The sequence below is a fragment of the Knoellia sp. B-D-2 genome (assembly GCF_057714695.1).
Window position 1 is genome coordinate 3,481,112 of the sequence record NZ_CM173189.1, and the last position, 20,623, is coordinate 3,501,734.

Here is a 20,623-nt window from a genome sequence, read left to right on the forward strand (position 1 = left end):
GCGGGCACGGGCCTCCCCATCTGTCGCGGCCTGGGCCGTCTCAGAGGTGCCTGATCCGTGCGGTCCCTTGCGCCTGAGAGGTTCCGGGGAGTTTGCCCCTTCGGCGCCCCGGCTCCGCTGGCGGACCGAGGACTCTCCCGCACGGTGTTGGCGGCAGGCTCAGGGTAACAAACAGCGCGCACCCCGACCGGGGTGCGCGCCGTGAGGTCGCGATGGGTCGTGCGTGGCGGTCAGGCCAGCCGGGCGGCCCGGCGCGCGCTGAGCTCGTCGTCGGGGTGGGCCGCCGGGGTCTCGTCGGCGAGCCGCTCGCTCGGGAGGTGCGACAGGTCACCCTCGACCTCGCGCCACACCTTGCCGACGGCGATCCCGAAGACGCCCTGCCCGCCCTGGAGCAGGTCGATGACCTCCTCGTCGGAGGTGCACTCGTAGACCGAGGCGCCGTCGCTCATGAGGGTGATCTGGGCGAGGTCGTCCACCCCGCGGTCACGCAGCACCTGGACGGCGCCGCGGATCTGCTGGAGGGAGACACCGGTGTCGAGGAGGCGTTTGACGATCTTGAGGGCGAGGACGTCGCGGAAGCCGTAGAGCCGCTGCGACCCGGAGCCGGCCGCACCACGCACCGACGGTTCGACGAGCGAGGTGCGTGCCCAGTAGTCGAGCTGGCGGTAGGTGATCCCGGCCGCCTTGCACGCGGTCGGGCCGCGGAAGCCCATCTCCTCGTCGAGCTCGGGGAGGTCGTCGGTGAACAGCAGGCCCTGCGCCCCGATGGGCAACCGACCCTGGGGGTACTCGTCGATGGCGTTCACGCCAGCCTCCTGCTGCACCTCGGTGCGCTGTAACTACACGGACGTCGTTCTCTTGGGGGTGACGCTAGGGCGCACGGGACCCGGGGTCAACTACCACTGGACCCTGACCTCACGCGTGTCGTGGGCCCCATCCGTAACACTGACCCTCAACTGGAGGGTTGGTCTCCGGTGTCGAAGTCGTCCGCGGACACGTGGTCGAGGAACTCCTTGAACTTCTCCACCTCGTCGTCCTCCTGCTCCCCGGCCATGGCCACACCGGCCTCGTCGAGCAGCTCCTCGGTGGTGACGATCTCGACCCCCACCCGCAGCGCCAGGGCGATCGCGTCGGACGAGCGCGAGTCGATGCTCTGCCCTCCCCCGTCGGCTCCCCCGTCGATGTCGAGCACCGCGTGGAAGACCCCGTCGGTGAGGGCGGTGATGCGGACCCGGTCGAGGTTGTGGCCGAGCTCGTCGAGGACGTTCTTGAGCAGGTCGTGCGTGAGCGGACGCGGCGGCACCACCCCCTGCTGGGCGTAGGCGATCGCGGCCGCCTCGGCGGCCCCCACCCAGATCGGCAGGTAGCGGGTCCCGTCCCGTTCGCGGAGCAGGACGATGGGCTGGTTCGTCGGCATCTCGACCCGAACCCCGAGAACGTCCAGTGGCTTCACGCTCTCACCGTACGTCGTCAGGGACGGGCCAGACCACCCTTGACCAGCGCGGCGTGCAGCTGGAGGCAGAGCCGGGCGACCTCGGCCTGTTCGCGGGCCCGACCGCCGGCTCGCCGGGTGCTCATCGCCTGCTCGACGAGGCCCACCTCGCGGTCCGCCGCGGTGCGGAACGGGCGCAGGTGACGCGCCTCGATCCCGTATGCCGCGAGACCGGCCGCGGCGTGCGCCGCCTGGAGGTCGGTGCCGGAGTAGTGCCCCTCGCCGTCGGGCCGGAGCAGGCCGAAGCCCTCGAGCGAGGTGAGGAGGTCGGCGTGCAGACCGGTGGCGGTGGCCAGCTCGGCGCGGGTGAGCCGGACCTCGCGCCCGTGCTCGAGCGAGGACGCGTCGGGGACGTCGGGGTCCTGCTGGGGCTCGGGGGGGCGCGGGCGGTCGTCGTCCCGGGGTGAGGCCTCGAGGCCGCGGTCGAGCGCGTCGAGCGACTCACGGATGACCTTGAGCGGCCAGAAGCGGTCGCGCTGGGCGCGCAGGACGTACTGGAGCCGGGCGACGTCGGCGCCGGTGTACGTGCGGTAGCCCGACGGCGTGCGCTGCGGCTCGACGAGGCCCTCGCCCTCGAGGAAGCGGATCTTGGAGATGCTGACCTCGGGAAACTCCTCGCGCAGTGCGGCGAGGACCTTCCCGATGGTCAGCGGCCGCTCAGGCCTGCTTGGCGGCATAGAAGACGAGGCGGTACTTGCCGATCTGCACCTCGTCGCCGGTCTGCAGGACCGACTCGTCGATCCGCTCACGGTTGACGTAGGTGCCGTTGAGGGAGCCGACGTCCTTGACGACGAAGCGGCCCTCGGTGCGCTCGAACGTCGCGTGCTTGCGCGACACCGTCACGTCGTCGAGGAAGATGTCGCTCTCGGGGTGGCGGCCCGACGTGACCTCGTCGTCGTCGAGCAGGAAGCGTGCCCCGGTGTTGGGGCCGCGCAGGACGACGAGCAGGGCCGTGCCGGGACGGAGCGCCTCGACGGTGGCCTGGTCGGCCCGCGTGAGGACGTGCTCGCTCTCGTGGACGATGTCGGAGCGTTCGAGCCCTCCCACCGCAGGGATGTGCATCGTCGTCGACGACTCCGGCTCGCGGTCCGGGATCTCACGACTTCGGTCACTCATCAGTGCGGCTCCTTGTCTGCAACGCGACCTTCTGGACCCCTCACCCTAGATGACCGGTCGAGGGATGAACAGGCGCCCACCGGTGAAGGGACGGGGAATCAGCTGAGCTGCTGCTGGTAGCCCTCGACGTCGAGGAGCCCGTCGACGGCGGCGGAGTCGCTGGGACGCAGCTCGTACATCCAGCCCTCGCCGTAGGGGTCGGAGTTGACGAGCTCCGGTGAGGCGTCGAGCGCCTCGTTGACGGCGGTGACCTCGCCGGCCAGGGGCGCGTAGAGGTCGCTCACGGACTTGGTCGACTCGACCTCGCCGCACGCGTCACCCACCGCGACCGTGTCGCCGACCCCGGGGAGGCTGACGTAGACGACGTCACCGAGGGAGTCCTGGGCGAACGAGGTGATCCCGATGCGGACGGCGCCGTCCTCGACCGAGCGCACCCACTCGTGCTCGGCGGTGTAGCGCAGGTCGCTCGGGTACTCGAGGTCGCTCATCGTTGGGCTCCTTCTGGTCCGGGTCAGGACGTGGTTCAGGACGGGGTGGAACTGGGTACGGGTCGAGCGTACTGAGGCTCGGAAACGGACCGCAACGCGGACACCGTCACCTCGTCCTTGGTCTCGACGCCGGCCTCCCCGCCGACGCTGCGGACGGAGTTGGTCACCCCGCCGGGGATCTCCATCGCCGAGGCGAGGGTGGAGCCGTCGCCGATGGCCGTGACGACGAAGGGCGCGGAGACCTCCCTGCCCGAGATGGAGATGCCGCCCTCCCCGTCGGTGAAGAAGGTGCTGGCGACGACCCGGATGCTGTTGATCTCGATCGCCTCGGCGCCGGCGTCACGCAGCTCCTGGAGGGTGTCGAGGAGCAGCGGCGCGGTCACCCGGTTCTCGGGGTCGCGGATGGTGAGGACGATGCCGGGGCCCTTGGCCGGCGCGGTACCGGCGAGGATGGCCAGGGAGTCGAGCCGCTGCTGCGCGGCCTCGCGGGCCTCGGTGAGGCTCGTCGTGTCGCTCTGGAGCCGGTCGCGGGAGAGCCGGAGCGTCTGGATCTCCTCGGCGAGCCGGTTGCCGTCCTGGTCGACGGTGTCGAGGATGCGGATGAGCTCGTCTTCGCGCAGGTCCTCCAGCCCCTCGATCGAGGTCTGGTGGACCTGGGCCGCGATGGCGAAACCGAGCCCGAGCGCGAGCACCGTCGCCAGGACCGTCCCCTTCGTGGGGCGCGGCTTGCCGGCGCGTCGCAGCCGTCGCCACGAACGCTGCGAGTCGTGGCCCTGGGTGCTCATGTCGCCAGCGCTCACGCGTTGAAGAGGTGGCGCCGGATGGACGCGACGTTGGAGAAGATCCGGACCCCGAGGACGACGACGACGCCCGTCGAGAGCTGGCTGCCCACACCCAGCTGGTCACCGAGGAAGACGATGAAGGCCGCGACGACGACGTTGGACAGGAACGAGATGACGAACACCTTGTCGTTGAAGATGCCGTCGAGGACCGCCCGGATGGCACCGAAGACGGCGTCGAGCGCGGCGATGACCGCGATGGGGAGGTAGGGCTGGAGCCAGAGCGGGACCTCGGGCTGGAGCAGGACGCCGACGACGATGCCGACGACGAGGCCCAGGGCGGGGATCACGACGGGTCTCCTTCGGACGATGGCGCCGGGGTCGGCGTTCCTGACTGCTCGAGGGTAACCGCGGGCACTGCGGCCCGGGTGCGCAGCGTGGCGGATGCCGGGATCGTGACCTGCTTGCGCACCGCCGTCTCGGCCCGGATCCCGAAGGAGCTCTTGAGCGTCGAGAGGTAGGTGCCGCCGTTGCCGTCCGCGAACGTGGCCGGGAGCCGTCCCGGGTCGCCGATGGCGGTGAGGACGTAGGGGCGCTTGAGCGGGCGGTAGTCGACGAGGATCGCCTCGCCGGCGAACCGGATCGAGGCCGTCGTGGTGAGCCGTTGCCCGTTGATGGAGACCGCCTCGGCGCCGGCCTCCCAGAGGCTGTTGGTGAGGATCTGTAGGTCGCGGGCGATGACCTTGCCGTCGGTGCTCTCGGTGTCCGCGCGCGGGTCGGGCGCGGAGGCGTCGTCACCGGCCGTCGGCGCGTCGTCGACCGTGACGACGAACGCCGGACCGCGGACCGGCACCGCGCCGGCGACGAGGGACAGTCGCTCGACGTCGGCCGCGAGCGACTCGCTGACGTCGCGCAGGGTCTCGGCGTCGAGGGTGGAGATCTCCGAGCGCAGCGCTCCCGCCTCGGCGGCCCTGGTGTCGACGGTCTCCTGCTGCTGCTCGATGCGCTCGATGAGGCTGGACTTGGTGCGCTGCTTGGTCGTCTCGCCCCCCCGCAGCTGGACCGCCGCGATGCCGACGAGCACCCCGACGAGCACCGCGAAGAGCACGAGCCTGGGCGACGTCAGGCTGGTCGCGCGGGGCAGCCCGGCCCGGTCGCGACGCTCCGCGGCGGCGGCGTACCCCGGGTCGAGGGGACGCTCGATCATCGACGTGATGAGCGTCATCGACGCGTCCGGACGGCGCGGCGGCACGGTGACCTGCGGGCTCACGGGGCCCCCCGCTGGGCGAGCAGGCGGCGCAGCTGGACGACGTACAGGACGCCGGCGACCCAGTACAGGACCGCTCCCCACCACGCGAAGCCCCAACCGACCGGCCGCATGAACGTCGCCAGCGCTCCGTCACCGTCGGCCATGAGCAGGGCCGGGAACGCGTACAGGAGGTTGAAGGTCGCGGCCTTGCCGATGAAGTGCACCGGCAGCCCGGTCCACCCGTGGCGCTGGGCGACGAGGACGACCACCCCCATGAACGCCTCGCGCGCGAAGAGCAGCGCCACGAGCCACCACGGGATGATGTCGCGCCACGCGAGACCGACGAGGGTCGTGACGATGTAGAGCCGGTCGGCGAGGGGGTCGAGGAGCTGGCCGACCCGGGAGACGAGTCCGTAGTGGCGGGCGATCTTGCCGTCGAGGTAGTCGGTGATCCCCGACGCCATGAGGATGACCAGCGCGATCGCGTCGTGCTGGGTCGCGATCGCCCAGATGAACGCGGGGACACCCAGCAGGCGCAACGTCGACAACGCGTTCGGCAGCGTGAGAACACGGTCGACGGGGGCGCTGTCGGTCCCCCGGACGCTCTCACCGGCAGTCATGGGTGCAGCCTATTCGCTCGGGTCCCACGGCCCGGCACGGCTGGCCCGGGGCCGTGTCTACAGTCGGTCCATGACCACCCCGATCCTCTCCGGCGACGCCGACGGCTGGCGGGCGCGCCGCACCGGTGCCAAGTGGCGGCACTACGCCGACGACGTCCTGCCGCTCTGGGTCGCCGAGATGGACGCCGGGCCCTGCCCGCCCGTCGTCGAGGCGGTCACGGCGGCGCTGGTGCGGGGTGACACGGGCTACCCCCTCGGGCACGAGTTCGTCGAGGCCGGCGCCGCGTATGCCGCCGACACCTGGGGGTGGACCCTCGACACCTCGCGCGCGTCACCGGTCGCGGACGTCATGACCGGGGTGAGCGAGGTCGTCCGGCGCGTCACCGACCCCGGCGGTCCGGTCGTCGTCTCGTCGCCGGTCTACAACGCCTTCTTCGACTTCGTCGCCATGACCGGTCGCCGCGTCGTGGACGCGCCGCTGGACGCCTCGGGCCGGCTCGACCCCACGGCCCTCGACACGGCGTTCGGTGAGGCGGCCGCGCGGGGTGAGCGGACGGCATACCTGCTGTGCAACCCCCAGAACCCCACTGGCACCGTGCACACCGCGGACGAGCTGGCCCGGCTGGCCGCGCTCGCGGACCACCACGGCGTCGTCGTCGTCGCCGACGAGATCCACGCCTCGATCGTCCACGACGGGACGTTCACGCCCTACCTCACCGTGCCCGGCGGGGAGCGTGGGGTCAGCCTGGTGTCGGCGACGAAGGCGTGGAACCTCGCCGGACTCCGGGCGGCCCTCGCGGTGGTCGGCTCCGACGCGCACCCCGACGTGGCGTTTCATGAGGTCCACTCCCACGGCGCCAGCCACCTCGGCCAGATCGCGGCCGTCGCCGCGTGGACGGACGGGCGACCGTGGCTCGAGCAGGTGAACCGCGAGCTGGCGGCGAACCGCGACCTGCTGGGTCGCCTTCTCGCGCAACGGCTTCCGCAGGTCGGGTATGCCGCACCGGCCGCGACCTACCTCGCCTGGCTCGACTGCCGGGCCCTCGGTCTCGGCGACGACCCGGCTGCGGCGTTCCGGGAACGGGGCCGGGTGGCGCTCTCGTCCGGGCCGGGCTTCGGCGTCTCCGGGCGCGGCCACGTGCGCCTCAACCTCGCGACGTCGCCCGCAATCGTCACCGAAGCCGTCGAGCGCATGGCAGGGTCGCTCGCGTGAACCCCGACGTGACCCGATGGCTGCTCACCGCGAGCGAGCGCGACAACCCCGCCACCCGGCTCGACGACGCCCACCCCGGCGAGGAGGCGTGGTCGACCGGCAACCTCGTGCGGCCGCTCGTCGACGGCGCGACCTACTTCGCCGAGCTCCACGAGGTGCTCGAGGCGACGACCGAGGGCGACCTCGTGATGTTCGCCGGGTGGCGCATCGACGGCGACCAGCAGCTCACGGACGACCCGTCAAGCTCCCTGCTCGGCGTCCTCGACCGCGCCGAGAACCGGAAGGTGCACGTGCGCGTCCTCGTCTGGCGCTCGCACACCGAGCAGCTCGACTTCTCCGCCGAGGAAAACCGCGAGGTCGCCGAGGACCTCGCCGACGAGGACGACGAGCACGCCGAGGTCATGCTCGACATGCGGGTCCGTCGCGGCGGCTCCCACCACCAGAAGTTCGTCGTCGTCAGGCACCGCGACGACCCCTCCCGCGACGTCGCCTTCGTCGGGGGGATCGACGTCGCCCACTCGCGTCGTGACGACTCCGACCACCACGGCGACCCGCAGCAGCAGGGGCTCGCCGCGGAGTACGGTCCACGCCCCGGCTGGCACGACGTCCACTGCGCCATCAAGGGGCCCGCGGTCGGTGACGTCGAGACGGTCTTCCGCGAGCGCTGGGAGGACCCCGCCCCGCTCACACCGGCCTGGCACTCGAGGCTGCGGGACCGGCTCGGGCGCGTCAAGGACGAGCCGACGCCGCTGCCGCCGACCCGGCCGGCGCCGGATCCCGTCGAGGGTGGCACCCACGTCGTCCAGCTGCTGCGCACCTACCCGCACCGCCACCTCGGTCGGGCCTACCCGTTCGCGCCCCGGGGTGAGCGCTCCATCGCGCGCGCGCACCTCAACGCGATCTCCCGGGCACGCGACCTCATCTACGTCGAGGAGCAGTACCTCTGGTCGTCCTCGGTGACCTCCGCCCTTGCCGAGGCCCTGCGGTCCCACCCCGACCTGCACCTCCTCACCGTCCTCCCCCACCGCCCGGACCTCAGCGGCACGGCCGAGCTGCTGCAGCTCGAGGGCAGGTTCGAGGCCATCGCCCAGCTGTCGGAGGCGGCACCGGACCGCTTCGCGGCATACGGCATCGAGAACCACACCGGCTGGCCCGTCTACGTGCACGCAAAGGTCTTCGTCATCGACGACTGGTACGCGACCATCGGGTCCGACAACGTCAACCGCCGGTCCTGGACGCACGACTCCGAGCTGGCGGCCCTCGTCATCGACGAGTCCGGGGTCGACCACTCGCCCTTCGCCCGCGCACTGCGACTGCGGCTGGCGGCGGAGCACCTCGACCGGCCCCTGTCCGGCCCCGAGCACGAGGCGGCGATGGCCGACTGCGTCTCGGCGCCCGCGATGTTCGCCGCGTACGCCGCGTCCGCGACGGCGTTGCAGTCGTGGCACGACGGCGGGATGCTCGCCCCGCGACCGGCCGGGCGGCTGCGCCGGGTCCACGAACCCGACATCGGCCCGGTCCTCCGGCGCGTGCTGGAGGTGCCCCAGCGGCTCGTCGGGGACCCGGACGGGCGACCCTCGTCGCTGCGTCGACGCCGGTCCTACTGACCCCACGGAACCGATTCGGTCGTGGCGTGGGCCATGGGATAAGGTTCGTTCGCTCTCACGGTGACGTGCGAGCAGGCCACGGGCTGTGGCGCAGCTTGGTAGCGCACTTGACTGGGGGTCAAGGGGTCGCAGGTTCAAATCCTGTCAGCCCGACCAACGCGGCCCTGACCTGTACATACAGGTCAGGGCCTGTTCTCATGCCCCACCCGCCGATGCGCCCGAATCGCCGAGGTCGGCCGCCAAGTCCCCTTTTAGCCTCGATCCACCGATGGGTGGGCTGGGTGCGCGCGTCGGAGCACGAGAATGTCCCTGCGAGGCTAGCGAGTTGGGCTTGCAACGGTCCAAAGCTCGAGCTCACGTCAGGGCATCTCTGGGACAACAACCTCTCACACGATGACAGCGACAAACTGCGGTCTCCGATGATCCGAATCTCGTGTCGTCAGCTGGGCTGGTCCCGGTGATGACGTTGGCCGGTGCTGCCGGGTTGTGTGAGCTTGTCCAAGGGCGCCTCACCGTGGCCACGGACATGGGCGCGAACGCCGGTTTGAAGGTCGCCTCGCTCGTGGCGGGGATGGGAGCCGGAGCCGACAGCACCGATGACATGGCGGTGCCACGGCGGGATGGGCAAGGTGTTCGGGTCCGCGTACGCACCCCCGAATGTTGGGGTCGTTCCTGCGGCCGTTCACCGCCTCTCCTGGGTATCGATCGTCGTGGTCGTGCCCGATCCGTGCCCAGCAGGCGGTCACCCACGAGCCAGGGGGGTTACTCACGGCCACGCCCCGTGCGCACGCCCGCGCGTAGACGTGCCTGCTTCTCAGGCTGGAGACGCGGCTTCGATTCCGTCACCGGCTCCACGTTTTGGCAGGTCAGCGGCGTACCCGTGAGACGAGGTGAGCGTGGCTCCGCGATCCGCTCGAGTGGTGTCTCGTCGACGGCGCGCCTGACCAGTTCGTGACAACTCACGTACGCCTTCCCGCTACGCCAGAAACCATGCGGTCGAGCACGTTGCGGGTTGCTTGCTGGACGCGGGCATCAACGTAACCGTCGCGTCGCAGGGCTAGGGTCCACGCCATCGTGCCTGCGGCGAAGACAACCCCGCCCGCGGGAGTCGTGTAGACGTGGGTGCTCTGAACCTTCTGGACCCCATACGGCGTGGTGTACGGGGACGCCGAGAGCGTTGTCGCATCCTGCCCTGGGGGACGAGGCGCGGCAGGATCCAACCCGTCGGCCTCCACGTCCACCAGCGTCGGGATCTTGTCGCCGTCACGCGCGCCGGAACCGGCCCACACCCAGTGGTCGGCCGCACGGACCACGAGGGGCTTAGCGTCCTTGACGATCCCGTTGTACTGGACCCCGAGGAGGGCCTGCTCCGCACGCGAGCCCGGAGAGCCGAGTTCACGCCACAGGCCGGTTGCGCCGTCGGCACCAGCCTCCGGGTCCGGGGACTTCTTGTAGCAGGTCATCGCCCGGTCCGGTCGACCATCCGCAGACGGGCCGAAGCGAACGTGCCAGTAGACGTTGTTGGCCGACAGGAAAGCCAAACTGGTCCCAGACTCGACTGCGCGCTCCGCCACCTCACGCATGCTGGTCGACCAATACTCGTCGTGCCCGGCGAATACCACGCCAGTATGTCGTGACGGATCGATCCTCCCATCATGCAGGTCGACGCTCGTGGCGTACGTGACGTCGTAACCCAGGTCCTCCACCCATCGAATGAACTCGTGATCCATCTTCATCGCCTCAGGGATCCCTGCCAGCGGAAATGGCCGATCGAAGGAGACACGAACGGCGCGCCCGGTCCCGTCGCGATCGCCAGCCGTCGAGTAGCCGTAGTAGAGGCTGCGGCCCGTCGTGTCATCCATCGGCCACTGGTTGTATGCCAGATAGGTCGCGAAGGGCAGGACGACACACAACGATGCCTTGCGACGGTCGTCGCGCACCACGAAGGGGACGCACGCCCGGTAGCGGGCATCACTCGTCAGCACGGCCACGTAGGCTCCCGACACCCACGCGTCAGGGACCTCAAGGGTCCACGCCGTCCCCCAGTCGCAGCTCAACAGACCCGTGTCGCGATCGGGGTCCGGCACTGATTGGGTCACCCCCGGGAGATCCTGCGCATCAACCGACATCTTGCGCGCCCCCGCTCCGGAGTAGCCGCCGAGCCGGTAGATCTCGATCGAGAAGGTCTGTGGGCGGTCGACTGTCACGTAGAAGTCGATCGACTCGCCGACGTTGACGCTCGTCGCCGAGGCATACCCCTGGATCTGACGTTCCGCGTCGTCCGAGGCGGACGTACCTTGGAGACCAGGCCGCCAAGCACCGGACCCGGCGTTCTTGTTCTCCGCCGTGATCCGGTTCGACCGAGCTCGCACACCTGACGCGGGAGCGCGCTGGGGAGACGTTGCCGTCGACGGACCCCCTTCCTGCGCGCCCTGTTCCGCGCTGCACGCCGCCAGCCCGATCCCGCCGACCGCGGCCCCCCCTGCGATCAACTTCACGGCGTCGCGACGACTGATCTGCTCGTGCATGGAAAAAGGATGACAGGTACGTGCGCATCTGCCGGTCAAGACAGTCCTCAACGTCGCCGAGCCGCATCCCTTGGTCGACGGCGCTCGAAAGCTGAACAATTCGGCGGTGAGAAGTGAACACACGACGATTGGAGAGTGATCACCTTCGCGGACTGGGCGCTCATCAGGAGGCTGGCGACGGAGGGTGCCGTAGGCGCGGATCGCCGAGCGGTTTGGGGATCTCGCCGACGACGGTGGTGAAGGCGGTCGCCTCGGATTCGCCACCTCGGAATGAGAGGTCTCCGACGCCGACAACCTTCACCGTGTTCGAGTCCGGGTGCGGGCGCTGCTGGAGGAGACCCCGGACATGCCGGCGACTGTGCTCGCGGAGCGGGTCGCGTGGACGGGCTCGATCCGATGGTTCCGGGACAAACGTGACGCGGCTGCGGGCGGGCATCGTCGAGTGAATCTGTCGCAGTGAACGCTCACGCGACGAGACTCGGAAGGGAGCGCAGTCCGCTCGTCGTCACCAACAAGGTAACGATCCCTAAGTGTCAAGGGTTATTGGTTTGTGCCCAGGGCGGAGCGGGACGCGCCCGGTGACGGTCACGAGTTCTGCCCGCTGATGCCCATGGGATCTGCCCAACCCTGAGGCGGCATCGACCAGGCGGTACAGGCCTTCGGCCGCGTCCTGAGCCACGCGGAGCAGCCCGATGGGAGCCCCAAGTTGTCATGCGGGCCCCTGGATACAGGGGGCCTGACTGGGAGGGTGGAGCGTCAGGCTCCCATGGGAACGACACCGTCGACCTCGACCGTGGGGGGAAGTCGACGAGCATCCCCGGCGAAAGCTCGATCGCGCTTGAGACCCTTGCGTGCACCACCCGGGGCCGCTGCCAGTGTTCGGTGACTCGTCTCTGTTTGGCGTCCCCAAGAAAGTGATGGCACCTCCCTTGATCCTCTACGGCCACCCGATGTCTCAGCCCCGGCATCTACACCGAAATCTGAGGTCGACCGACGACGTCCTGGCTCAGGGCTCGTCACGGGTGGAGAGCGGCAGGACCAGGACGACGGTGGTGCCCTCGCCTTCGACCGAGTGCAGCTCGAGCTCACCGTGGTGGGCCTCGACGATTGCCTGGACGATCGCCAGCCCGAGGCCCGTGCCGGGGATCGCGCTCGCCGTGGCGTTGCTCGCCCTGAAGAACCGGGAGAACATCCGCTCCATGTCGGCGGCGGGAATCCCGATCCCGTCGTCCCGGCACTGAATGCGCACGCGGGTGGCTTCGACGACGGCAGCGACCGAGACGGTGCCGCCGGTCCGCGAGAACTTCACTGCGTTGCCGATGACGTTGGTCAGCGCGCGGCCGAGCTGCATCGGGTCGCCCTCGACGGTGCACGACCCCGGGATCGAGACCACGTCGAGGCTGACCGCATTGCCCGACGCCTGCGGTTGCAGGTCCTGGACGACGTCGCGGACCACCGCGCTGATGTCGACCGGGACGAAGCTGGGATCCAGTCCGCGGGTCTCGATCCGGTTGAGGACCAGGACGTCCTCGATGAGACCGCGCAGGCGGACGGTGTTGCGGTCGATCACCGTGAGCGCCTTGTGCTGCGCCGGGGACACCTCGCCGAGGTCGCCGTCGGCGAGCATCTCGAGGTAGCCGGCGATCGAGGTCAGCGGCGTGCGCAGCTCATGGCTCACCGTGCCGACGAACTCGTCCTTCTGCCGGTCCAGTGACTCCAGGCGCGCGACGTGCTCGACCTGCTGCCGCACCCGCTCGCCGGTGAGGAAGCTCCGAGCGGTGTAGGCGGTCGCCTGCTGGAGGGCGGTGCGCTCGTGAGGCGTCCACCGTCGTGCCGTCGCCGAGATGAGCAGGATGCCCCCGATGACGCCGTCCCCCACGCCGAGCGGTGTGCCGAGGAAGGCACCGAGCGGCAGCTGCTCGGCCAGGCTCGCGATGAACGGCTGCGTCCGCACCTCGTCGTGGGCGAGGTCCTCGCTCTCCAGGAGGGTTCCGGACACCCAGTGGCCCCGGGCGATGCTCTCCCGTGAGACCGGGGGGACGAGGACGACGCGCGACTCGTCGAGAGCGTCCTCCGGCCAGCACGCCGCGAGTCGCCACCGGCCGTCCCCGGTGCCGTCCTCCAGCTCCGCAGTGAAGATCGCGGCCGTCGTCGACGTCGCCTCTGCGAGGGTCCGCGCCGTGGTCGCCAGGGCCTCGTCGGGCTGGACGCGGCCGCGCAACCGGGTGGCGAGCGAAAGGGTCACCTCCTGCATCCGGATGGCGTCCCGCTGGTCGGCCTCGAGCGAGCGGGTGGTCTCGGTCAGGTGGTTGAAGTCGGCGGCGAGCTCCCTCACGTCACGCGGCCCCGCCGTCTCCCGCGCCAGGGCGGTGCGGTCCCCCATCCTCTGGGCGTGCACGACCTGGCGCACCGCGTCGATGGCCACCGTCAGCGACCGCGCGATGCGCCCCCCGGCATACAGGGCGATGAGCGCCGCGCCCAGTGCTCCCCCGACGAGCAGGGCCATGGCGTCCCGGAGCTGTCCGGTGGACGCCTCGCGGGCGGCGATGCGCTGCGCCGTGAGGTCCTGCCCGATCGCGGCGTTGGCCCGGCGCACCTCGTCGAACACCCGCTTGCCCGCCCGGAAGTCGAGCGTGCCCTGCGAGGCGAGGGCTGCCCGGGATCCGTTGGCGTACTCCCACCACGCGGTGATCGCCCGGTCCTGCGCGGTCAGCCTCTCCGACCACAGCGGGAGCTCGGGAGCGAGCGCCCGGCGCAGCGACTCCTGTTGCGCCTCGGCTCTCGTCTGCGCGCCGTTGAACGGCTCGAGCAGGACCTGGTCACGGGACCCGTCGTACGCGCGCAACCCGGTCTCGGCGTCCGTCAACGTCTGGAGGATGGACGCGTTGGCGTCCGCCGCCGGTCCGTTGAGCGTGGCGAGGTCGTCGACCTGGCGGTAGGCACCGAGCACCGCCACGGTGCCCGCGCCCAGGGCGAGGAGCATGAGCCCGACCAGCAGGAAGACCAGCCGGCGCAGCCGCTGGGTCACCGTCAGCGCACCCCTGGTGCTCACGGCTCCGCCTTCTCGCCGAGTCCGACCCGGGTCATGGTTCCCCAGACCTGCTTCTGGCCGCGCAGACTGGACCACCAGCCCTGGAGGCGCCACCAGGCGGTGAGCTGGCGGTAGCCGAGGTTCTCGGCCACGGCGCCCACGAGCATGACGCCGAGGTCGCGCCACCGCGGGTACTTGCGGAACGTCATCTCCTCCAGCGTCATGGCGGCGAGCGTGACGAGGATCGCGTACCCGTAGGCGACGAGCATGAAGAGGATCGCGAAGGGCACGTTGACGACGTCGAGGGCCAGACCCAGGACGACGAGCAGCAGGCCCCCGAACTCGAGCAGCGGGGCGATGAGCTCGAAGAGCCAGTAGTACGGGACGGCGAGCATCCCGACCCGCCCGTAGCGCGGGTTGAGCATCATGTGCCGGTACTTCCACAGCGTCTCCCAGAGGCCACGGTGCCACCGGGCCCGCTGCTTCCTGAGGACCTTCGTCGTGGACGGGACCTCGGTCCAGCACACCGGCTCACCCACGAACTGCACCCGGTAGTCGCGGCCCTCCCGGCGGAGGTGCCGGTGGACCCGCATGAGGACCTCGAAGTCCTCGCCGATGCTCTCGGTGTCCAGGCCGCCGACCTCGACGAGCACGTCACGGCGGAAGACGCCGAACGCTCCGGAGATCAGGACGAGCGCACCGAGCCGGGACCAGCCCGCCCGTCCGATGAGGAAGGCGCGGAGGTACTCGACGACCTGGATCCGCGGCAGGAGCTGGCGGGGCATCCGCGGCTCCACGAGCCGACCTGCCACCACCCGGCTGCCGTTGGCGGCGCGGATGACGCCGCCGGCGGCCACCACCCGGGTCGGGTCGTCGGCGAACGGGACGGTGACGGTGAGCAGGGCGTCGGGGTCGAGGATGGAGTCCGCGTCGACGAAGACGACCAGCTCTCCGGACGCGGCGTTGATGCCGTGGTTGACGGCGTCGGAGCGACCCGAGTTCGCCTTGCGGATGATCGTCAGCGGCGTCCGACCGTTGCGGGGCACGTGGACCGACAGCAGCTGCGCCCGCACGGGCAGCTCGCGGGGGATCTCGCGGTCGACCTCGACGAGGTCGAAGGCCGCCTCGAGCTCGGCGAAGGTCCCGTCCGTGCTGCCGTCGTCGACGCACACGACCTCGTGGTGCGGGTACCGCAGCGAGAGCAGGGACTGCACGGACTGGACGATGCCGGCGGCCTCGTTGTACATCGGGACGACGACCGTCACCGAGGGGACGAACTCGCTGGCGACCCGCTCCTGACGGCCGGTCTGCTCCACCCGGCGCAGGTGGTGCACGAAGTCCCACGCCGCCAGCGCGATGAAGACGAGGTAGGACGTGTTGATGAGCACGAAGTAGATGAGGATCGGCCACTGCATCGTCGCCAGGAGGTCGACGACCACCTCGCGCATCCCCGGGACGATCTCGTCGGGGCTCATCCTCGCGCTCGATCCAGGTCACGCAGATCCATCAGCTGCACGGTGCCCCTCACCGCGGACCGCGCAGCCTCGGGCGCGCCCTCGTCGACCGACGTGCGGCGGAGCGCGCTGCGCCCCTCCTCGGTCTGGGCGAGTGCGGACGCCGAGGTGACGGCAAGGAAGCGGTCGTCGTCCGCGAGCACCGACACGAGGGCGTCGACCGCGTCGGGCCCGCCCAGCTCACCGAGCGCCCGCGCCGCGGCGCGACGGACAGTGGGTGGCTCGTCCGTGGCGAGCAGGCCCGAGATCGCGGCCACGTCGTCCGGCCGGCCGACGGCGCCCAGGGCCTCGGTCGCGCTGACCCGGACGGTCCGGTCCGGGTCCGTGGCCGCCAGCTCGGCCAGCCTGGCCGTGCAGCCGAGGAAGAGGCTGTGCCCGGCGACCGCTGCGGCGACGTTGCGGACGCCGGGGTCGGCGTCCTCCAGCCCGTCGTGGACGGCCGACTCGGCCTCGACGCCCAGCTGGGTGAGCGTCCCCATCGCGACCGTCGCGGGCACCCCCGGACCCGAGCGTCGTGGGCGCACGGCCCGCAGGACCGCACCCGCGGCCGACGACCCGGCGCGCGGACCCAGGGCGCCCACGGAGCGTGCGGCCACGATGCGCACCTCGGCGGAGCGGTCGTCGAGCATGCGGACGATCTCGGTGGTGAGGGACGGGTCGCGCAGCAGACCGAGGGTGCGGGTGGCACGGGCGCGGCGCACGCTGGAGGTGGCGTCGAGGGAGGCCAGCGCCGTCGACACGCCGTGCCGTTCACGCAGGACGCCCACGAGGTCGTCGGCCGGCGCGCCCCGCACCTTGGTGAGCAGGTCGACGACGGAGCGGTCGAGCACCGACCCCGCGGTGCGGTCGGCGACCAGCCTGCGGCCGGCCTCGCCGGACTCGTCCTCCCCCGCGGCGACGGCGAGCAGGAAGGGCCGCAACGGTGCGAGCCGTGCCGCGGTGACGGCCGCGTTGCGCTGGATCCGGAGCCTGCTGACGATGACGACGAGCGCGAGGACGACGCACAGCAGGAGGACGCCGACGAGGACCTCGTCGACGAAGCCCTGGGCGAGGGTCTGCTGGTCGGTCACCCGGAGCGTGCGATGAGCGCCCCGACGCGGTGCACGAGCTCACGCGGGCTGAACGGCTTGATGAGGTAGTCGTCGGCACCGGTCGAGAACCCCATGTCGACGTCGGTGTCGCGGGAGCGGGCGGTGAGGAGCACGACCCGCACGTCCCGCAGGGCCTCGTCGGCGCGGATCTCGCGGAGGACGTCGATGCCGGACAGTCCCGGCATCATGACGTCGAGCACGGCCAGCTGCGGCGGGTCCCGTCGGATCTCCTCGAGAGCGTCGACGCCGTTGGCGCGGGCGCGGACGTGGTACCCGGACTGGGTGAGCTTGAGCTCGACGAGGTCCCGGATGTCGTCGTCGTCGTCCGCGACGACGACCTGCACGGCTGTCAATGACACGAATGGCCCCTTCCCTTGGACCATCAGAATATAGCCATTGACTAGTCTTTCGCGCCCGGCAGGGAGGCGCCGCGCCGACGACCGGGTCACGTGGCCGTCGCCGCCGAGATGCGGCTCAGAACGCGGTGTAGCCGCCGTCGGCGACGAGCACGGAGCCGGTGACGAAGCTCGACGCGTCGCTGGCGAGGAAGACGACGGCCGGGGCGAGCTCCTCGACGGAGCCGTACCGCTGCATCGGCGCGTCCTCGATCCAGTGCCGGCGGAACCGGGGCTCGTCCACGGGGGACATGTCGGTCTTGATGTAGCCCGGAGCGAGGGCGTTGACGCGCACCCCGGAGGGGCCCCACTCCGCGGCCAGGCTTCGGGTCAGGTGGTGCACAGCGGCCTTCGAGGCGTTGTATGCCGGCTGCCACTGGGGGCGGTTGACGACGAGACCGGACATCGAGCCGATGTTGACGATGACCCCCGAGCGCTGGGCGACGAAGTGGCGGCCGTACGTGCGGGCGCACCGCCACACCGCGTCGAGGTTGACGTCCATGACGTGGCGCCAGTCCTCGTCGGTGACCTCGAGCGCCGGGGCGTGCACGCAGGCGCCGGCGTTGTTGATGAGGACGTCGACCCGGCCGAACCGCTCGAGGGTGGACTCGAGCGTGCGCGTCACGTCGTCGGCGACGGTGACGTCGGCTCGCGTGAAGTCGGCGTCGAGGCCGCGCGCGGACAGGCCGTCGGCGACGTGGCGGCCCCGCTCGGCGTCGCGGCCGACGAGCATCACCGAGGCCCCCGCGTCGGCCAGTGCCGCGGCGAACCCCTCCCCGAGCCCTCGGGTGCCGCCGGTGACGACGGCCACCCGGCCGTCGAGGCTGAAGCGGTCCATCGCGTTCATGTCACTGTCCTCACCGTGGGGGTCGTAGGCGGTCCACCGGTTCACGGCCCACGCGCCGGGGCTCATGTGAGCACCGGCACCACCGCGAACGCTCAAACGTTACGCTCGGTGTCAAGAGTCGGCACGAGACGAGCGAGGACCGATGGCAGCGCCACCCCACGCACCGTTCTCCGGCCCGGTCGAGGCCATCGTGGCCGCCCGCGTCGCCCGCATGCACTACCTCGAGGACCGCTCCAAGGTGCAGATCGCCGAGGAGCTGGGGGTGACGCGGTTCAAGGTCGCACGCCTCCTCGACCTGGCGCGCAGCAGCGGCCTCGTGCGGATCACCGTGGCCGGAGTCGGCGCGCTCGAGCTGGAGCTCGGCCGGCGGCTGCGCGACCGGTTCGGCCTGACCCACGCGGTCGTCGCCCACGTCCCGCACGGCGACGACACGCAGACCCGGGACCAGCTCGGGGCGGCTGCGGCTCACCTCCTCACCCGGATCACGACGGTGGACGACGTCCTCGGGATCGGCTGGGCCCGGGTCGTGCTGGCGATGGCGACCCACCTCCGTGGCCTGCAGGCGGCTCGGGTGGTCCAGCTGACCGGGGCACTGTCCCGCCCCGACGTCGAGCCGAGCTCGGTCGACGTCGTGCGGAGCATTGCCCGGGACGTCGGCGCCCCCGCGTCGGTCTTCTACGCACCCATGGTCGTCGGGGACGAGCAGACGGCACTGGGGCTCTACCGGGAGCCCGCGGTCGCGGAGGCGGTCGCCCGGTTCGCGACCGTCACGACGGCCGTGGTCGGGGTCGGGGGGTGGGACCCACCCAGCTCCACGCTCCACGACGCCCTCACCGCGCAGGAGCAGCAGGCGGTGCGGCAGTGCGGTGTGCGAGCCGACCTCTCGGGCGTGCTCCTCGACGGGCAGGGCGTGCCCGTCGAGACCCCCGTGAGCCGACGGATCATCGGCATCAGCGCAGCCCAGCTCCGGCGCGTCCCGGAGGTCATCGGGGTCGCCTACGGTCTCGACAAGGTGCCGGCGGCCGCCGCGGGGATCCGGGGCGGCTACCTCACCTCACTGGTGACGCACACCGAGTTCGCACAGCGGCTCCTCGACGACGCCGAGCGACGGGGCTGAGCGGGCTGAGCCCCTGAGCGGGCTCAGCGACGCGAGCGCTTCTCGCGCACCCGGACCGACACCTCGATGGGCGTGCCCTCGAAGCCGAACTCCTCGCGGATCCGGCGCTCGACGAACCGGCGGTAGCCCGCCTCGATGAACCCGGAGGCGAACAGCACGAAGCGCGGGGGCCGCGTCGAGGCCTGGGTCGCGAAGAGGATGCGGGGCTGCTTGCCGCCGCGGACGGGGTGCGGGTGCCCGGCGACGATCTCGCCGAGGAAGGCGTTGAGCCGACCGGTCGGGATGCGGGTGTCCCACGACTCCAGCGCCGTGTCGAGCGCCGGCACGAGGCGGTCCATGTGGCGACCGGTCGAGGCGGACACGTTGACGCGCGGCGCCCACGGGATCTGGACGAGCTCACGCTCGATCTCGCGCTCGAGGAAGTGGCGACGCTCCTCGTCGGTGAGGTCCCACTTGTTGTAGGCGATGACGAGGGCCCGCCCGGAGTCGACGACCTGCTGGACGACCCGGATGTCCTGCTCGGTGATCGGCACGGAGGCGTCGACGAGGACGACGGCGACCTCGGCCTTCTCGAGGGCCGTCTGGGTGCGCAGCGAGGCGTAGAAGTCGGCCCCGCGGGTCTGGTGGACCCGGCGGCGGATGCCGGCGGTGTCGACGAAGCGCCACGTCGTGCCGCCGAGCTCGATGAACTCGTCGACCGGGTCACGGGTCGTGCCGGCGACCTCGTCGACGACGACGCGCTCGCTGCCGGCGAGCTTGTTGAGCATCGAGGACTTGCCGACGTTGGGCCGACCCAGCAGCGCGACGCGGCGCGGGCCCCCGGGCCGGTAGGCGCCGACGGCGGAGATGTCGGGCAGGACGTCGACGACGGCGTCGAGGACGTCGCCGCTGCCACGGCCGTGGAGTGCCGAGACCGGCCACGGCTGACCGAGGCCGAGGTTCCACAGGGCGGCGGCGTCGGCCTCGGTGCGCTGGTCGTCGACCTTGTTGGCGACGAGGATGACCGGCTTGCCGGAGCGGCGGAGCAGCTTGACCACGGCGGCGTCGTCGTCGGTGGCGCCGACGACGGCGTCCACGACGAAGAGGACGGCGTCCGCGAGCTCGACGGCGATCTCGGCCTGCTCGGCGACCCGGAGGTGGATCCCCTTGGCGTCGATGGCCCAGCCACCGGTGTCGACGAGGGTGAAGCGGGTGCCGGTCCACTCGGCGTCGTAGGCGACGCGGTCGCGGGTCACACCGGGGACGTCCTCGACGACGGCCTCACGGCGGCCGATGATGCGGTTGACCAGGGTCGACTTGCCGACGTTGGGGCGGCCGACGACGGCGACCACCGGGAGGGGCCCCTCGGGCTCCTCGTGACCGACCGCGTCGTCGCCCCGCTCGACGAGCGCGAGGTCCTCGTCGCTCAGCTCGAACTCGGCCAGGCCGGCCCGCAGCGCATGCGTGACGGACTCGTCCAGCGACCCGTCGTCGGTCACGGTCTGGTCGGTCTCGGGGGTGTTCATACCACCCATTCTCCCCCAGCCGACGTGGTGC

General features: G+C 71.2%; 19 protein-coding genes, 1 tRNA gene, 1 pseudogene and 1 riboswitch. Of the genes and pseudogenes, 5 read left to right on the forward strand and 16 right to left on the reverse strand.

Annotation, left to right across the window (positions count from 1 at the left end; all coding sequences use genetic code 11):
* Positions 1 to 50: 50 nt before the first annotated feature.
* A riboswitch (glycine riboswitch) is annotated at positions 51 to 150 on the reverse strand.
* A gap of 80 nt (positions 151 to 230) precedes the next feature.
* From AC3EU2_RS16490 to clsA, 9 genes are all read right to left on the reverse strand, one after another.
* Entirely contained in the window at positions 231 to 806 is a 576-nt protein-coding gene (locus AC3EU2_RS16490) for a MerR family transcriptional regulator (RefSeq protein WP_035936939.1), read from the reverse strand.
* 146 nt (positions 807 to 952) lie between these two features.
* Positions 953 to 1,453 carry a bifunctional nuclease family protein gene (locus tag AC3EU2_RS16495; protein ID WP_488177365.1) on the reverse strand — a complete coding sequence of 167 codons (501 nt, stop codon included), beginning with the start codon at positions 1,451 to 1,453 and terminating at the stop codon, positions 953 to 955.
* A 17-nt stretch (positions 1,454 to 1,470) separates the two neighbouring features.
* Positions 1,471 to 2,169 carry a transcriptional regulator FtsR gene (ftsR, locus tag AC3EU2_RS16500; protein WP_488177366.1) on the reverse strand — a complete coding sequence of 233 codons (699 nt, stop codon included), beginning with the start codon at positions 2,167 to 2,169 and terminating at the stop codon, positions 1,471 to 1,473.
* Entirely contained in the window at positions 2,150 to 2,608 is a 459-nt protein-coding gene (locus tag AC3EU2_RS16505) for an FHA domain-containing protein (protein WP_035936928.1), read from the reverse strand. The genes ftsR and AC3EU2_RS16505 overlap by 20 nt, the downstream gene beginning before the upstream one ends.
* Positions 2,609 to 2,706: 98 nt before the next feature.
* Positions 2,707 to 3,096 carry a glycine cleavage system protein GcvH gene (gcvH, locus tag AC3EU2_RS16510; protein ID WP_488177367.1) on the reverse strand — a complete coding sequence of 130 codons (390 nt, stop codon included), beginning with the start codon at positions 3,094 to 3,096 and terminating at the stop codon, positions 2,707 to 2,709.
* 35 nt (positions 3,097 to 3,131) lie between these two features.
* A complete protein-coding gene (locus tag AC3EU2_RS16515; RefSeq protein ID WP_488177368.1) occupies positions 3,132 to 3,881 on the reverse strand; it encodes a DUF881 domain-containing protein in 750 nt (249 codons plus the stop codon).
* Positions 3,882 to 3,892: 11 nt separating this feature from the next.
* A complete protein-coding gene (locus AC3EU2_RS16520; RefSeq protein ID WP_488177369.1) occupies positions 3,893 to 4,225 on the reverse strand; it encodes a small basic family protein in 333 nt (110 codons plus the stop codon).
* The gene (locus AC3EU2_RS16525; RefSeq protein WP_488177370.1) at positions 4,222 to 5,145 is read right to left on the reverse strand and encodes a DUF881 domain-containing protein; all 924 of its coding nucleotides are present in this window, start codon (positions 5,143 to 5,145) and stop codon (positions 4,222 to 4,224) included. The genes AC3EU2_RS16520 and AC3EU2_RS16525 overlap by 4 nt, the downstream gene beginning before the upstream one ends.
* Entirely contained in the window at positions 5,142 to 5,744 is a 603-nt protein-coding gene (clsA, locus tag AC3EU2_RS16530; RefSeq protein ID WP_488177371.1) for a cardiolipin synthase ClsA, read from the reverse strand. Before clsA ends, AC3EU2_RS16525 begins: the two co-directional genes overlap by 4 nt.
* A gap of 70 nt (positions 5,745 to 5,814) precedes the next feature.
* Here clsA and AC3EU2_RS16535 point away from each other — a divergent pair, with 70 nt between their 5' ends.
* The 4 genes and pseudogenes from AC3EU2_RS16535 to AC3EU2_RS16550 all read left to right on the forward strand — a co-directional run.
* Positions 5,815 to 6,957 (forward strand): MalY/PatB family protein, encoded by a 1,143-nt coding sequence (locus AC3EU2_RS16535; protein ID WP_488177372.1) that lies wholly within the window; start codon positions 5,815 to 5,817, stop codon positions 6,955 to 6,957.
* On the forward strand, positions 6,954 to 8,564 hold the full coding sequence (locus tag AC3EU2_RS16540) for a phospholipase D family protein (RefSeq protein WP_488177373.1): 1,611 nt from the start codon (positions 6,954 to 6,956) through the stop codon (positions 8,562 to 8,564). Before AC3EU2_RS16535 ends, AC3EU2_RS16540 begins: the two co-directional genes overlap by 4 nt.
* A gap of 79 nt (positions 8,565 to 8,643) precedes the next feature.
* A tRNA-Pro gene (locus tag AC3EU2_RS16545) sits at positions 8,644 to 8,720 on the forward strand.
* A gap of 304 nt (positions 8,721 to 9,024) precedes the next feature.
* Positions 9,025 to 9,251, forward strand: a pseudogene (locus AC3EU2_RS16550) (IS1380 family transposase); the annotation flags it as partial.
* A gap of 272 nt (positions 9,252 to 9,523) precedes the next feature.
* Here the strand turns inward: AC3EU2_RS16550 and AC3EU2_RS16555 are convergent.
* The 6 genes from AC3EU2_RS16555 to AC3EU2_RS16580 all read right to left on the reverse strand — a co-directional run bounded on the left by AC3EU2_RS16555 (position 9,524) and on the right by AC3EU2_RS16580 (position 18,036).
* Positions 9,524 to 11,092, reverse strand: a complete 1,569-nt coding sequence (locus AC3EU2_RS16555; RefSeq protein WP_488177374.1) for a N,N-dimethylformamidase beta subunit family domain-containing protein — start codon at positions 11,090 to 11,092, stop codon at positions 9,524 to 9,526.
* Positions 11,093 to 12,098: 1,006 nt separating this feature from the next.
* Positions 12,099 to 14,144, reverse strand: a complete 2,046-nt coding sequence (locus AC3EU2_RS16560; RefSeq protein ID WP_488177375.1) for an ATP-binding protein — start codon at positions 14,142 to 14,144, stop codon at positions 12,099 to 12,101.
* On the reverse strand, positions 14,141 to 15,598 hold the full coding sequence (locus AC3EU2_RS16565) for a glycosyltransferase family 2 protein (RefSeq protein ID WP_488177376.1): 1,458 nt from the start codon (positions 15,596 to 15,598) through the stop codon (positions 14,141 to 14,143). The genes AC3EU2_RS16560 and AC3EU2_RS16565 overlap by 4 nt, the downstream gene beginning before the upstream one ends.
* Positions 15,595 to 16,707 carry a HEAT repeat domain-containing protein gene (locus AC3EU2_RS16570; RefSeq protein WP_488177377.1) on the reverse strand — a complete coding sequence of 371 codons (1,113 nt, stop codon included), beginning with the start codon at positions 16,705 to 16,707 and terminating at the stop codon, positions 15,595 to 15,597. The genes AC3EU2_RS16565 and AC3EU2_RS16570 overlap by 4 nt, the downstream gene beginning before the upstream one ends.
* Positions 16,704 to 17,087, reverse strand: a complete 384-nt coding sequence (locus AC3EU2_RS16575; RefSeq protein WP_488177378.1) for a response regulator transcription factor — start codon at positions 17,085 to 17,087, stop codon at positions 16,704 to 16,706. Before AC3EU2_RS16575 ends, AC3EU2_RS16570 begins: the two co-directional genes overlap by 4 nt.
* A gap of 115 nt (positions 17,088 to 17,202) precedes the next feature.
* Positions 17,203 to 18,036 (reverse strand): SDR family NAD(P)-dependent oxidoreductase, encoded by an 834-nt coding sequence (locus AC3EU2_RS16580; RefSeq protein ID WP_488177379.1) that lies wholly within the window; start codon positions 18,034 to 18,036, stop codon positions 17,203 to 17,205.
* Positions 18,037 to 18,112: 76 nt separating this feature from the next.
* Here AC3EU2_RS16580 and AC3EU2_RS16585 point away from each other — a divergent pair, with 76 nt between their 5' ends.
* A complete protein-coding gene (locus tag AC3EU2_RS16585; protein ID WP_488177380.1) occupies positions 18,113 to 19,087 on the forward strand; it encodes a sugar-binding transcriptional regulator in 975 nt (324 codons plus the stop codon).
* A 23-nt stretch (positions 19,088 to 19,110) separates the two neighbouring features.
* Here the strand turns inward: AC3EU2_RS16585 and der are convergent, their stop codons facing one another.
* Complete coding sequence (der, locus tag AC3EU2_RS16590; protein WP_488177381.1) at positions 19,111 to 20,592, reverse strand: ribosome biogenesis GTPase Der; 1,482 nt, start codon at positions 20,590 to 20,592, stop codon at positions 19,111 to 19,113.
* Positions 20,593 to 20,623 lie beyond the last annotated feature (31 nt).